Origin of the sequence: Acinetobacter sp. COS3 (assembly GCF_000475335.1) — a bacterium.
Taxonomy (GTDB): domain Bacteria; phylum Pseudomonadota; class Gammaproteobacteria; order Pseudomonadales; family Moraxellaceae; genus Acinetobacter; species Acinetobacter venetianus.
Map to the genome: position 1 here is coordinate 39,037 of NZ_AXCD01000023.1, position 14,183 is coordinate 53,219.

12 protein-coding genes are annotated in these 14,183 nt (G+C 38.1%); all 12 read right to left on the reverse strand.

Annotated features, from left to right (window positions below):
- The 12 genes from cobU to IO68_RS26370 all read right to left on the reverse strand — a co-directional run bounded on the left by cobU (window position 1) and on the right by IO68_RS26370 (window position 14,182).
- Window positions 1-519, reverse strand: a complete 519-nt coding sequence (gene cobU / locus IO68_RS26315; RefSeq protein WP_023013494.1) for a bifunctional adenosylcobinamide kinase/adenosylcobinamide-phosphate guanylyltransferase — start codon at window positions 517-519, stop codon at window positions 1-3.
- Between the two features lie 2 nt (window positions 520-521).
- Window positions 522-1,145 carry a 2'-5' RNA ligase family protein gene (locus IO68_RS26320; protein WP_023013495.1) on the reverse strand — a complete coding sequence of 208 codons (624 nt, stop codon included), beginning with the start codon at window positions 1,143-1,145 and terminating at the stop codon, window positions 522-524.
- Window positions 1,146-1,223: 78 nt separating this feature from the next.
- Window positions 1,224-3,353, reverse strand: a complete 2,130-nt coding sequence (gene mtlD, locus IO68_RS26325; RefSeq protein WP_023013496.1) for a bifunctional mannitol-1-phosphate dehydrogenase/phosphatase — start codon at window positions 3,351-3,353, stop codon at window positions 1,224-1,226.
- Between the two features lie 344 nt (window positions 3,354-3,697).
- A complete protein-coding gene (locus tag IO68_RS26330) occupies window positions 3,698-4,318 on the reverse strand; it encodes a GNAT family N-acetyltransferase (protein WP_004879402.1) in 621 nt (206 codons plus the stop codon).
- 130 nt (window positions 4,319-4,448) lie between these two features.
- A complete protein-coding gene (locus IO68_RS26335) occupies window positions 4,449-4,793 on the reverse strand; it encodes a hypothetical protein (protein ID WP_004879400.1) in 345 nt (114 codons plus the stop codon).
- The gene (locus tag IO68_RS26340) at window positions 4,790-6,313 is read right to left on the reverse strand and encodes a PepSY-associated TM helix domain-containing protein (RefSeq protein WP_023013497.1); all 1,524 of its coding nucleotides are present in this window, start codon (window positions 6,311-6,313) and stop codon (window positions 4,790-4,792) included. The genes IO68_RS26335 and IO68_RS26340 overlap by 4 nt, the downstream gene beginning before the upstream one ends.
- Entirely contained in the window at window positions 6,313-6,606 is a 294-nt protein-coding gene (locus IO68_RS26345) for a hypothetical protein (RefSeq protein ID WP_007483345.1), read from the reverse strand. The genes IO68_RS26340 and IO68_RS26345 overlap by 1 nt, the downstream gene beginning before the upstream one ends.
- An 80-nt stretch (window positions 6,607-6,686) precedes the next feature.
- Complete coding sequence (locus IO68_RS26350; protein WP_007483346.1) at window positions 6,687-8,939, reverse strand: TonB-dependent receptor; 2,253 nt, start codon at window positions 8,937-8,939, stop codon at window positions 6,687-6,689.
- A 93-nt stretch (window positions 8,940-9,032) separates the two neighbouring features.
- Complete coding sequence (locus tag IO68_RS26355; RefSeq protein WP_023013498.1) at window positions 9,033-9,650, reverse strand: RraA family protein; 618 nt, start codon at window positions 9,648-9,650, stop codon at window positions 9,033-9,035.
- A gap of 9 nt (window positions 9,651-9,659) precedes the next feature.
- Window positions 9,660-10,409 (reverse strand): (2Fe-2S)-binding protein, encoded by a 750-nt coding sequence (locus tag IO68_RS26360; protein ID WP_023013499.1) that lies wholly within the window; start codon window positions 10,407-10,409, stop codon window positions 9,660-9,662.
- A gap of 9 nt (window positions 10,410-10,418) precedes the next feature.
- Window positions 10,419-12,332, reverse strand: a complete 1,914-nt coding sequence (locus tag IO68_RS26365) for an IucA/IucC family protein (RefSeq protein WP_023013500.1) — start codon at window positions 12,330-12,332, stop codon at window positions 10,419-10,421.
- 8 nt (window positions 12,333-12,340) lie between these two features.
- Entirely contained in the window at window positions 12,341-14,182 is a 1,842-nt protein-coding gene (locus IO68_RS26370; protein WP_023013501.1) for an IucA/IucC family protein, read from the reverse strand.
- Between the last annotated feature and the right edge of the window lies 1 nt (window position 14,183).

A 14,183-nucleotide genomic window follows, 5' to 3' on the forward strand; every position in this document is an offset into this window, starting at 1 on the left:
TTATTTCTCATCTTTTAAAATCATCGGAAAACCTGCGACACAAAACATCACTTTATTTGCGATTTGGCCTAAAGCTTGGTGTAAACGCCCTGCTTCGTCGACAAAACGACGGCTTATTTCACCCATTGGGACAACACCCAGCCCTGTCTCATTACTGACTAAAATAATGTGTGATTTTAATTTCGGTAGCACATTTAATAATTTTTCTGTTTCTATCTGCTGTAAGGCGATATCTTCTGATAGCAATAGATTGGTTAACCATAACGTCAGACAATCAACCAAAATGACATGGTTTTCTTGATCTAGCAGTTGAAGCTGATCAGCGAGTAATATGGGTTCTTCACATAAATGCCAATCTGCTGGGCGTTGTTGTTGGTGATGTTGAATACGTTGTTGCATTTCCTCATCTAAGGCTTGTGCCGTCGCAACATAAGTAACTGTCAAACCAGTATCTTTTGCAATTTGCTCAGCCAAACGGCTTTTTCCAGAGCGAGCACCGCCTAAAATCAGTTGTAACATATTTAACCTAATCTAATTTGGTGATAAGGATAAAGTAATCCTTGTAAAATCTGAGCTTTATAATAGCCGAAAGTTAAATATTTCACCTGAATTTTAAATGGTTTTATGGCAATGCTTTGAATACGATCCAGCACTAAATCACTTTGCCAAGCATCGTTATACAAACCTAAAGTAATATGCGGACAATACTCAAGTGCAGCTATTTCATCTGAATATTGAGCGAGTTGCTGGCGAATCTTAGCTAAAATTTTATTGTTATTTTCAGCTTGTAAAAATAATGCACTGCTGAAGCTATCCAACTGGGTAATTTCAAGTTCGAAAGGTTCTATTTCCAGCGAGTTTAATGCCTGAATCTGCTGCTTTAATGTATTAATTTCAAAGTCATCATCATAATGTGAAGATTTTGGCGTTAGAAATCCACAAACGAATAAAGTGATGTGGTACTGCCGTTGATTGGAATCGATCAACAAGTCTGAAAATTTTGTTTTAATATGATCTAAATACTGAATAACTTCTACTTGATCTATTTCGATATACCACACAGCAAAATCTGAACGACCATGATGCCATTCAGAATAATCACGGCGTTCAGTTGAAATGAGCTGAGTAGATGCTTGTAATAACACAACTTTAAATACTTATAGAAAGTTGTGTTATTCAAACATAAATGACTTTAACAATTAAAGTGCTTTTCGTGTATCGCTTTAGGCATATTCAGGATTAAGTTCTAAACTCAAAAAATCGAATTGAATACCTGTTTCTTTCAGTTCATTTTGGATGCCTTGCACGACCAAGCCTGACAAAACTTTCTTCTGGCTATCCGTAATATCCATCTGAGCAATGTTTTTGTGAAGATGTTGTGCAACCTCTTCACCATCAAAATTTAAATTTTTAAGTGCATAAACATAACCATACACCGCACCTTTCAATAAATTTTGATAAGGAAGTGCTTGATGAATATGATTTTCAATGCTTCCAAACACACGCTCATTAAAGTTAAGCTTTCGCAGCGGATCACGCGCGACACGTTCACATGGATCTTTATAAGCTGATCGACACGAGTTCAGGAAACTTTCAGCCATACGATCTAGTTCTTTGGCTTGATTCGGTACAATATTAACCAAACCTAGTTTCACTTCATCGACAACCTGTTCCGCATATTTCTTGATCTTTGAATCAGCCATTGCAATACCAATCATTTCATGGCCGATGGTACTTGCATACCATGCTAGCATTGCATGACAACCATTCCATAAACGGTTCTTAATGATCTGAATATCTGAAATTTGATCAACCAAAATCATTTGGCGCATCTTACTCAATAATGGACTGCGATTTTCAACATAAATCGGCATATCCGTTTCACTATGGAACAAGATTAAGTCCATATTTTGTAAGAACTGACCTGCTTGGAATTGTCCACGCATATCTTCCAGACAGTTAGTAATTTGCTGTTCTTGCTTTTCCGTTAAAGCAGTTTCATCCGAAAGCTCGATGGTTTCATCATTAAGATCAGACTGATACTGCTTAAACAGACGATGCTTAATATTTAACTGGCGATATAAAGCTTGATCGGTGAGTTTTGAAACCATTCTGTTCACGACGGTGTCACAGAAGTAATGTTCACTTAAAATGTGCTCAGCAATATCTTCATCTGTAATTTCAAGCAAAGCTTCTCGAATATTTTTTAAGACCAAATACTTGGCACATACTTTATTGAGAATGATCAGGAATGTGATTGGCTCATTGTTCTGCATATCCTGAGACATAAAACGCGCCAACAGCCCTTTAGCAATAATTTTTGCTTCAGATGCAATCGCCTGTTCTGGGAGACAAAGTGCGATTAAACTCGATTGCATATACATCTCGAGCATTTGTTGTTCATTATCAGCGTCAATCACGCTTAGATTTTCAATACGCTCATCATAAGAAGACTGACCATATCGAATACTATAACTGCCAAAGCTATTTACAGATTCAAGATATAAACGATTTCGCGTAGATGCTAACATTCGTTTTGGACGTGTGTAGCCATCCCAATGCGATAAAATTTGGGCAATATAACCACCACCAATTGCCCCGAAGCCATGAATACCAATAGTAAGCTGATTCAAACTTTGCGGAAATGGTTCTTGTAAATGTGGCATACCGATTTCGGGAGTATATTCATCCAAAGCATTCAAAAATTCATACATGTCTTGATAGTAGAATTTTGCTTTAGACAACATTCGGTCATTTGGTTCTTTAATATCTTTAAATAAAATCGTGATACCGCCTGCATCACTCGCAGAACAAATACCATTTTCAGAATCTTCAAACATTAAACATTGTTGTGGCTGTAGATTTAGTTTTTGTGCCGCTTTTAAAAAGATTTCTGGATGAGGCTTACCACGCTCTACTTCATCTCCACAAACCAGTAAATCGAAAAACTTATATACATTTGCATTAATTAAATATTCTTCAGCGATTGCTCTACGACTTGAAGTCGCAACAGCCATACGCAAACCAGACTTGCGTAGTCGCTCTAATACCTGAATGAGACCTTTTTTAATCGGTACACCATTCATACGAACTGATTCTAACTCTAATTCATCAGCGCGCTTTCTTATTTGCGCGTAAGGTACATCCTCACCATAGAACTTTTTCGCTAGTTCTTCAGCAGTTCGAGCACTCAGTCCCAAACATTGCATTAAATAGTCATCAGAAAATTCCTGTCCAATGAGCTCTTCTGAAGCTTGTTTCAATGTTTGAAAACGTAAACGTTCCGTGTCAAACATCGTCCCATCCATGTCAAAGAGCGCCCCTTGAACAGGATAATCATGAAAAATAAGCATTTGTACTCCTTTCTTTTACTATCGCTTTTTATAGATTAACTAAAAAATGAGCATAAAATCCGAATTGTAAATAAATGAAATAAATTTGATCAAAAAAGAATCAAATCATTTCAAACCCGCACTATAATTGTAATTTATGGGGAAGTTGACTTGCATAACCATATAAAATATGAATGCTATTTGATCATATGGATCAATCTACAGAGAGATTAAATATCTAAGGACTTCAGTTAAATTATGTTGATTAGACTTTAAAAAGTAAATAAATATCCAAAGCTATGATTATCACTGAGACATAGTTAACCCCCATGTCTCAGTTGCAGCACCTATATTATTTACGAGATTTAGGCTGGTTGAGCCTCTGATTGTTGTTGTGAAGCTTTGAAATAGCTCTCGAACTTATTATAAAAAGTCTCTCGATAACAGTAGTACAACATCGCCGTTTTTTCTGGCATTGGAATTAACCGCTGGCTTTCATAACACATTTCTTCAACTACAGCCGCATACGGCTTAACGGTATGATCAGGTTCACCTACAATTTTTTTTGCTTGCGAATGTTCAAAAATATAAAAACTTAGTAAACGAATGGTTGGACGTAAGAAACCTTTACCAAAAACTGACTTATCACCAAACAGTAAGTGCCAACCTAGATCTTGCTCATCTCCTTCGTAATAACGGCCTAAACGATCACGTTTCCCTTCATAAATTTCGGTATAACCGACATCTTTACCGTCAATCCCGACAATCAATAAACGTTGATGATCATCTGCCAGCATCTTGTCAAAATAAACCTGTAAATCTAGTTCTGACTTATTCAATTGCCACTGAGGAATCACATGCGGTTCATGCATCCATTGGTGTAAAAGCGGAATATCTTGCGGGTATTGTACTTGACGCAAATAGTATTGCGTTCCGTCTTCATAGTATTCGAAATAGTCTGGAAGTTTTTGTGAAAGCGTAAGCATTATATAGTTCCTTGCTTTTACCATTAAATGATAATAATAATCGTTTTCATTAAATGGTGGAATTTATTTTTCTTGTTTTTTGTTAATTTAATTTATTTATAAGAGCGTATTCGCTTCTACCTTGAAAAGCTTAAATAAACGCTAAAAGCTCTAGTGCTGTAAAAATAAAAGCGAAAATGATCGAACCTAACCAAATCAAAATGAAATATTTTCTAAATAGATAAAAACTAAGTACTTGTAAAAAAAATGCTGTTGTTAGTATCACGAATAGCCATGTTAAAGGTCCAACTGAAGAACCTTCATAATGACAATTCATTAGCAATGAAATCATCAAGAATAAAACTGTTAGCCAAGGCAAAACTCTTTTAAGATTTTGATTTAACCCATCGTATTTCAGATGCTTCTGACCAAACTGACTCAACATACAGCCCTGCATCACGGCAGCTAAGGACCAAAACAATGCTGCAAAACTCATTTTATCTCTCCAGATACTTTAAACTTTTTGAGATAGAACAGGATTGCTGCGATATAAGCCAAAGCAAGCAATAGAAAAGCAAGATCAACACCTGCCAACCACCACTGACCATGAACTGTACTATTTAATAAAGATGCTTCAGGCACGGTGATAAAACTAATGATTGGAATCATGAGCAAGACCAATGCCGTAATGATCAACAAAGATAAAATCGCTTTGCGAACACTTAAAGTTAAGCTGAATAACAGGCTCAAAATCCAAATCATAAAAAAAGTAGACACTTCATAGCTGCTTCTGCTTTCAAACGTTGCAGGCAATATTCGCCCAGCGAATAAATAAGCTGCGGAAGCCAAAGGAAGCCCTAAAAAGGTAAAGAAATTCAATTGTTGTACTAATTTATAACTAAAATGATTTTGGGCTTTGATTCGCTTCTTTTGCCATAGCAATGCTCCAGCTATCAACATTACACAGCCAATAATACCCATGCACGACAAAATAAAACGCATCCACATCGATGCAAAATAACCAAGATGAATGCCATACGTCGATGAAGCCAACTGAGCCACAGCACTTAAGTTTCTTGGCTGCTCAAGTAACTCAGCCGTATTTGCCGCAAAAATATATTGAGGTGTATTTAAGGTAATAATATTTTTATAGTTATATTCAAAACTAATCACCGCATCCGCTGTATTGGGTTTTCTTACTTCAAATTTATCTAAAAATGCCCCTGTTTGTGTCTGAGCTGGTAATTGCTCAATAAATTTTTTAAACGGCTGCATTGTTTTAGATGACGATGATGTAGAGGGTTTCGCCATCTCTATATACTGCATTTCATTATAAAATTGAGGAATGCCAGCTTTCCCATAATGCTGCGACAGTCCCCACGGCAATACTAGATAAAATAGAATCAATAAGCCTGTAAACCCCATAATCAAATAAAAAGGAAACGTCACAATGCCCGTTATATGGTGTAGGTCGAGTAAAGATCGTTGTCCTTTATAAGATCGGAAAACAAAGAACTCCTTGATAATTTTCTTATGGGTAATAATCCCTGAAATCAGGCTAATTAAAAAAATAATTGAAATAATAGCGACAATAAAACTGCCAATTTTGCTGGGTAGCGGATACAAGGTGTAATGCAATTTAAAGAATAAATCACCACCCAAAGTATCACGTACTGGATTCAGTAACTCGCCAGTGAGTGGATTCTGTAATTGTTGATACCGTCCATTTTCATCTTGCCATTGTAGTAAATTGACAGGCATTCGCTCGTTTGCAACAGTGACTCTCCAACGTTTCGCATCTTCAGCGTGCTGGTTAAGATAATTAAAAGCAGTTTGAGCGGACTGTTGAGTAGATGGAATATGTTGAATACGACTCATCGCTTCAGGTTGCGCCCAGACATTCAACTCTGTACGAAAATAAGCGACGGAACCTGTAAAAAATATAAAGAAGATGCCCCATAAAACAACAATGCCAAACCAGCTATGCACAATGGCTTGTATTTGACGAAAATTCATTAGGTCATTCCCCATCTGTTTAATAACCAATAACCTGCAAGAAGTAATACTCCTAAACTATTCATACTCCAAAACCAAAGTTTAGATATCACCGCAGTGGCTAATACCACATAGAAAATGAAGAAAATAAAACTTAAAAATACGGCCAAATAGACGTTTTCTGCTGTCGCAAACGGTAACCAATTTGCCAAAACCAAACTTAGCCAAGAGCTATAACAATAAGCTGCAAGGCAGATGAAAAATACTCTGCGATAAGTCAGATTAAATTTTTCTTGTTTTTCAATTCGGCTCATCTTAATTACCTTGCACTCAAAAAAAGCTTACAGAGAAAGAAATACTCATTATCCAATCAATATTTCTTTCTCAAATTTTATTAGTAATTAATTGTATAGCTTAGTCCATAGGTACGACCTTCAGCAGGTAAACTTGATAACTTAGCAAATGAGACAGCCGATTGTTGGCTATATACAGTACGATAATCTTTGTTCCACACATTATAGACACCAAAGTCTAAGCGCCCTTTTCCTACAGGGAAATGTGTTAGCACATCCATGGTGGTATAACCTGTAATTTTTGCCGCTGAGTTTGGAAGGATATTATCGTCAGTTACAGCAACGAGATCATCTTTGGCTGCTTTATCCGTACCTTTAACCGCTAACATTTGTACGCGAACGCCATAACCCTCATCATTATTCCATTCACCAAATACCGTTCCTTTGGTCGGAGAAACTTGGTAAGCATTGAGTTCACGCCATTTCCCAGCAGCATCCTCGTATTGTCCGCGGGTATAACCAAGTGTTCCGCCGACTTTAAAGTTTTCCATGAATGGATAACTTGCTGTGAGCTCTGCACCATATACACGTTGATCTGCATCAGCCACACTAGCAGAACGGTTAGCATTAAACTGTACAACCTTATCGGACGTATTATAGAAGCCTGTTACACCAAGATTTAAACCATCATCTTGGTTTAAACGCCAACCCAATTCATAGCTATTCACTGTGATCGGTTCAATATTCGCTGTTGAAAGCGTATAAATCGCAACATCACGTAGCATACGTTGAACATCTGGATAACTGAAACCTTGTGAGAAGTTCGCAAAGACTTGCTGATCATCCGTTAATTTGTATACAGCACCTAAATTGAATAGAAACTTGTCTGAATTGGTTGAGTCACTTGGAATGACGGTCAAATCAGCACTTTGCCCTTGAGCTGCTCGTTGAGCTTGTCTTGATGGAATATAAGCATCTGTATCTGCTTTGATATATTGATAACGCGTGCCTGCTTGGATATTTAAACGATCCGTCAGTTCATAATCAGCTTGTAAAAAAGCACCGATATTTTGAATCGTTGTATCAGGCCCAGCACCATAACTTTTGCCTGTACTTGTATAAGTTAGACCATTATCCAATGCATTCAGTAAGTCATAGTATTGATGATCTTTTTCATGATCGTAATCTAAACCATACGTTAGTTTTAAGGCACGATCAGCAACGCTTAGTTCTTTTTGAAGTGTTGAGCGAAGCCCAGCAACTTCAATCTCAGATTGTGATTGGCTTGCAAATTGAGTCAGTGCATAAACAGGGAAAAAACGTGCATTTTCTTTACGGTAATATGCCTCAAGATTTAAGGTTTGTCCTAAAAACTCTTGATTTTGATATTGCGTATTTACTGCATAACGCTCAGTAAATGGTTGATTATCTAGTTTCAACCCTTTGACTGCTTTATATGAAGGATTGTTTACGACATCGCCCGTATAATCGCGTCCATATTCTGTGTCTTGCTTGTCTTTATAATATTGCGCACCAAAGCTCAAAGACTGTGTATCTGTTAAATCAATATTCACGCGACCATTTACATCGATTGTGTCGGTATCTTCACGGCTGGTCTGGTATGGATCGGTTGCGATACGCTCTCCCTTACCATCGAATTGAGAACCTCGACTGGTAAAGTTCGCACCTAAGAAACCATTGATATTGTCTTTATCGAATGAAACGGTTTGTCCAACTTCATAAGCTAAACCATCGCCACGGAATGTATCAGATGAAGTGATTCCAACTTTGGTTTCAAAGCTCAATGGTTTTGATGTATCAGCACGCTTGGTAATGATATTGATGATGCCACCTGTAGCACCAGAACCATAAATACTTGTTGCACCTGAAATGATCTCAATACGTTCAATCATACTCGGGCTAATACTATTGAGTTGTCGTGATACATCGCGCGAACCAGTCTGAGATACACCATCAATCATCACCAATACATTACGGCCACGCATCGTCTGACCATAGTTACTCGTAGTTCCACTACTTGGTGCGAGTGATGGAACAAGTTGCGCTAATACATCAGCAACTTTACGCCCCGCCGTTGCTTGCTGCGCAATTTGATTATGGTCAATGGTTTGAACAGTCCCCGCAATTTCTGCAATATTTTTTGGCGTACGCGTAGCTGTAACAACGATTTTCTCTAATTGTGCAACAGGTTTTTCCTTAGATTCTTCAGTAGCAACTTCATTTGAACTTGTATCTGCATAGACATGCTGAGCAAACATTGCCATGACAGCAAGACAACATGGTGTCATTTTAAACAGTACTTTTTTCGCCCCAAACTCATTCTTCGCTTTCATTTTCTCATTTCTCCAGAGCCCTAATATCACTCAAAAAATATCCAAAAGGCGACTCATCATACTAAATTTAAATATTAATGAGAATGATTTATATTAAAAATAGTATTCATTAATTTCATTCAGACGAAAAAAATTGTCTTTTTTGATTTTTTCCTCAGTTTCGAGATGTTGAAACTGCTCCAAATATTGATGTGCTGTCTCAATCGGCAAGACAAAAACTCCATCTGCATCAGCCACTAATAAATCACCAGAATGCACCGTGAACTGATTAATATAAATTTCTGTGTCCATTTCAACCAAGCTCTCACCTTCATTACGCGTGGTTAAGCAACTGACAGCATGTGAAAAAATGGGAAGCTTTAATTTTGATAACGCCTGTCGATCAGTAATAGCACCAAGCACGACAACGCCAGCTAAACCACAATGAATCGCAGCTACACTCCTTTGCTCCCCCCAACATGCACGTTGTAAATCATATCGTGCATCAATGATGAGGACTTCGTTCGACCGACAGCTCATTAAGACATCTCTTAATTTGCTTGCATTTTTTGACTCAAGCCGCGCTGTTCTAATCACACCGACTAGACTTTGTTCAGGAGACATTGGAAAAACATGTGGAATATGCCCTTCATCCAATACATGCCCAATGGTTGAGGTCGCGATATTTTTATACGCTGCTATAAGCGCTTCTAGGTTTATGTTCTGGTTCATAAAATGTTCTCATTTGATCTGTTTTAGCTGTGATGGACAGTTGCGACATAAAGTTTGACCAGCTTCCTCTAACTGAAAATACAAACAGCACTTTTTTCTCATATAGGTTGCAAACTCTGGATGCCAGTGACTCCAAAGACGAACAAAAGGATTTTCAGCTAAATGAAAACTTTGAGCTGAACGCATTTTGATGAGCTGTTGTTGTTGCTGTAATTTTTCTTGCATCTCAGGACTTATGTTTTGCTGTGTCCATGAGTGATAGAACTGCACCACACGAACCGCAGCATTTTCCCAAATCAAGGCATAAGACACTCTTCCAACCTTAGCGATCTGTTGGAACACACAATTGAGCTGATCAAACATTGCACCAACATCCTGCAAAGACATCACTTCAAGAGATAAAGCCTCAGAGTTTGTCAACTGCAATGTCCGATCCCAGTACCATTCACAGGGTAAGTTGACAGCTAAGATTGAACTCTGCCATTTCACAAAAGTTAAAGATGCCGCCTGGCAATAAAGAAAAGGTAAGATCCAAACAGTAGACCAATATTTGACAAATAAAGAGCTGGCACAGCTTAGGTTTTTAGCATGAATACGTTTTGCAAAGTCTTGAAGAGTATTTTCACAAATCGAATCATCAAGCAAATCTGCTAAAGTGACCGTCTTTGTGTCTAAATAACACACCTCCAGTTTCAGATGTTGCCGCAACACTGAAACTGGCGTGGTTAATCTTGCTTGATTAGCACAGTAACTATTCATTCATCGCTACTATGACTGATTGAAAACTTGCCAAAGTGGATTGCTCGTTTTTCCGATACCTGAAGGCATACTGCCTATTCGAGTCTCTTGTTCAAGCAACGGTCGAAGCAATTGTTTATAAGGCCAATGTGGTGACTCAAACAACAAACGTTGTAACTGCTTTTGAATTTCAGGCTGAAAATCTAATTGTTCCAGTATCTGTTGCAACTCAACAGCCAACACCTTCCAAAATTCACGCACTTCAATCTGATAATGTTTCGCCAAAGTCTCGACAATACAGCCAAGGTTGACTTGAATGCCTAAAGTCTGAATGTAGAACAATAATTCTTCGACTGAATCATGATAGAGCGTATTTCTAAAATCATGTGGACTTAAATAATCTGGATCATCCAAACCATTTTGTAATACCCACGGTAAGTAAATACGCAATGAGTCATGATCTCTAAACATCAAGCCATCAAATTGACCATCTTTAAGCACCAGACATAAATTTTGTCCATGAATTTCTCCCATCAAACCCAAACGGAACAGACGTAAATTCACTTCAAAAAAGCATGCACATAATTGGGCGAATTGCTCTAACACCTCGGCCGTTCCATTCGACAGCCCTTGTTGCTGCAAAATATAATCAAACACAGCCGGCTGACCTGAAATCTTGTGTCCCAGACTAGCCATTGGAATCAGTTGATACGGCTGCTGCAATAATTCAGGTGGAATACGACGGCGTTGAGCGGCTAAATGTGTCGGTTTCTCTACAAATAACCATTCATTATCAGCACTTCGATCTTGCTGTTTTTCAGGTAAATAAGACCACCATTGAGTTTCTTCACATAACCATAATTTTTGTTGCAGCACAGGATCTTTTTGCTGTGCTTGTAACAATAGTTTCTGGTTTTTCTCACCATTAATCATTTTTACGATCGGAAGAAAGCGTAATGAACCAAGTGCTTTAATCCCTATCGGCAATTTCAGACTTTCTTGTGGAATATACTCAGACAATAAACTTCGCATTGAAGCAGTGGCGTACATTCCTTTTGAAATAAAATTCAATGGCTGACAGATACCTACAGCTACATCCTCAGCAAAGAATTGTTCAAATAAATGCTTGAACTGCCACGGATGCACAGGCATGGCGATATGCGATTCACTCAATCCGCGCTGGAACATTTCCTGTTTCAGTTGATGTCGTTCGGCACGATTAATGAAAATTTGGCTAGGCTGTTGCGTAAAAATATCCTCAACACCTGCACCAAACATCATTTTGTCTTTATGTACCGCAACCCAGTGGATACTGAGTTCCTGCGCAAATTCAGGACAATATTGCAGGTATTCCTGTTGACTCAACCCTTCCTTCAACTTGGATAAAGGATGATAAGGACGATCCCGATAACCCGCATATTGCTCTAAAATACGAAATATCTGTGCGGAACTTTGATGCATCAACTCGTGTGTATTCACTTTGTGTTGTTGCAGCAAACGATATTGCTGCAAACACTTCTGGATCTGATCTGCAAAATTTTGAATTTTATTCGTCTGACAGTGCTGAAATACCCCCATATCTTGCAAATATTGGAATAATCCCAATAGTTCAATCGACTGAAGTTGACCCTGATCATTCATCTGATCTACTAAGAGAATTTCAGACTCAGCAAAAAAACACCAAGGTTGAGCAATACCTTGATTTACAGGAAAAAAGACACATCGCTTTGATTGCTGCTCAAGTAACAATACAAAGTATTGCTGCTCAAGTCGTTCATTAAAATATGGTTCTAGATCAATATCAAATCCACTGAGCTTTGCTTGTGCTGTTTCAAAATCAACAACATATTGCTCAGGAATCAACTCCTCGACCAATAAGGCATTCACAAAATCTTGTAAAATTGTTCTGTCTGTCAATTGATAGACAGGTTGCAGCGCATTCATAAATAACCTCACTTCACCTGAGCTTTAAAAGGTGCTAATGGGTTATCAACAAACTTAATTTGAATACGACCATCACCAAATAAGCGACGCTTGGTCAATGATTCAATACGTAACTTGTCGGCAAATACATCAAAGATTTGATAACGCTCAGTATGTTCAGGATGTTGTTGCTGATACTCCTGAATTACATCCGCTGCCCATTGCCAAAAATCTTGTTCTACCACCGCATAAGTTTGATTTAGAAAAATTGCAATGTCTGTCAGCGCCACAAAGAACAGACATGCACAACTAAAATCACGAATCCCATCCAAGTCGTCAGTCAAAATAAAAGACATACTATTGGTTTTGGCATGTTCAGGCGGCAATTGATCGAGTTCAGGCGCTAATTCTGGATGTGCCAAGTGTGCTGGGCTATAACGTACACCATCATGAAAATCTTTTAGCAACACTCGGGTTGGCCACCCTTTCTCATGTACCAAAATAATATTTTGCCCATGCGACTCCGTCGCAATACCTTCAGCAAATAGTAAGTGAATCAGCGGCGTAATCACTACTTTCAATAATTGACGTGTCCATTTTTCCATGCCGTATTGCTGTATCCACGGTGCAATTAAGGCTTGCCCATCTTTTTGAATATGGCTCACCCCATTCAATGGAATCGCATCTTCACCTTCACGTAAATATTGATGCACACTTTCACGCCACAAACAGCCAATCGTTCCATAGGCTTGTTTTGCATGTGAAGCAGGTAAACGGGTGAAATCTACACTCAAACCATAAACTTCACGCAATACCGCAAAATCTAATTTTTTCGCAGTTTCACTTTGATCAATCAAAGCTTGCAACCAGTCAGTAATGATTGGTCCATTCATCACTGTATGTTTTGCCAATACACGTGAACTCGATGTATTGGTTAAACTCATCGAAAGTTTGATATATGGTTTTTCTGGATGCTGAAGATTCGTCACAGTTCGTAAGGACTGCTGCGCCAAATAACGATCATGGCTGTGACCTAAATACATAATTTTTTGATCGGCAATTTCTTCGGCAAAAATTGAGATGAGATGATTTTCCCATTGCCAAGGATGAACTGGAATCCACACATAATCAGCGCTTTCTTTAACTTGATTTTTAAGTTTTTGCTGAAATTGGATTAGGTCTTGGGAATTTAGCTGTGCCTTAAAAAATTCTTTTGTATCAATACTATTGGAATGGTTTTCAGCAACAATATCTTTATGTATAGCTAACCAAACGAGCGCCATCGGCTGTGCAAATTCAACGCCATAATGGATATTATCTTGCAAACTGAAACCAACTCGTGACTTATAACAAGGATGATATGGATGACCATCCATTAAATAAGATTCGAGAATATCGTAAGGATATTGAATTGCAGGCAAGGCATAGTTTTCAAAACACACTTGTGACTGTAAATCGTGAATATATGTACGTTTTAATTCAAAAATGAAATCTTCAACTTTCGCGGCGTCTGTAATTGAACGCAGAATTTCATCTATGACTTGATTCAGACGAGCTGGTTGCTGCTTACCTTGCGCATCTTGGCGGAGAACATCTTGATCACGCGCCAATCGAACTAAGTTATAACTATATTGACGCTGACCAGACGCTTTATACTGCACCGTTTGCTGTTGGTGATCCTGCACCTGAACAATAAAACTTTCACCATCATGATCAGCGGCAATGATCTCTTCGAAAATAAGCGCTTGTAATAATTGTTTTATTACACGCTGTTCAACCGCTTTCGACTGTTCAGATTGTGGTTGTTGCCATGCTTGAAAGGTATTTTGAATCAGATGCGTATTTGATAAAACTGGATGTAATTGTCCCATT

Excerpts from the sequence above, each read along its gene's own strand:
- cobU (WP_023013494.1), bottom strand. The coding sequence starts at position 519 with ATGTTACAACTGATTTTAGGCGGTGCTCGCTCTGGAAAAAGCCGTTTG.
- mtlD (WP_023013496.1), bottom strand. The coding sequence starts at position 3,353 with ATGCTTATTTTTCATGATTATCCTGTTCAAGGGGCGCTCTTTGACATG.
- IO68_RS26330 (WP_004879402.1), bottom strand. The coding sequence starts at position 4,318 with ATGCTTACGCTTTCACAAAAACTTCCAGACTATTTCGAATACTATGAA.
- IO68_RS26335 (WP_004879400.1), bottom strand. The coding sequence starts at position 4,793 with ATGAGTTTTGCAGCATTGTTTTGGTCCTTAGCTGCCGTGATGCAGGGC.
- IO68_RS26340 (WP_023013497.1), bottom strand. The coding sequence starts at position 6,313 with ATGAATTTTCGTCAAATACAAGCCATTGTGCATAGCTGGTTTGGCATT.
- IO68_RS26345 (WP_007483345.1), bottom strand. The coding sequence starts at position 6,606 with ATGAGCCGAATTGAAAAACAAGAAAAATTTAATCTGACTTATCGCAGA.
- IO68_RS26350 (WP_007483346.1), bottom strand. The coding sequence starts at position 8,939 with ATGAAAGCGAAGAATGAGTTTGGGGCGAAAAAAGTACTGTTTAAAATG.
- IO68_RS26355 (WP_023013498.1), bottom strand. The coding sequence starts at position 9,650 with ATGAACCAGAACATAAACCTAGAAGCGCTTATAGCAGCGTATAAAAAT.
- IO68_RS26360 (WP_023013499.1), bottom strand. The coding sequence starts at position 10,409 with ATGAATAGTTACTGTGCTAATCAAGCAAGATTAACCACGCCAGTTTCA.
- IO68_RS26365 (WP_023013500.1), bottom strand. The coding sequence starts at position 12,332 with ATGAATGCGCTGCAACCTGTCTATCAATTGACAGACAGAACAATTTTA.
- IO68_RS26370 (WP_023013501.1), bottom strand. The coding sequence starts at position 14,182 with ATGGGACAATTACATCCAGTTTTATCAAATACGCATCTGATTCAAAAT.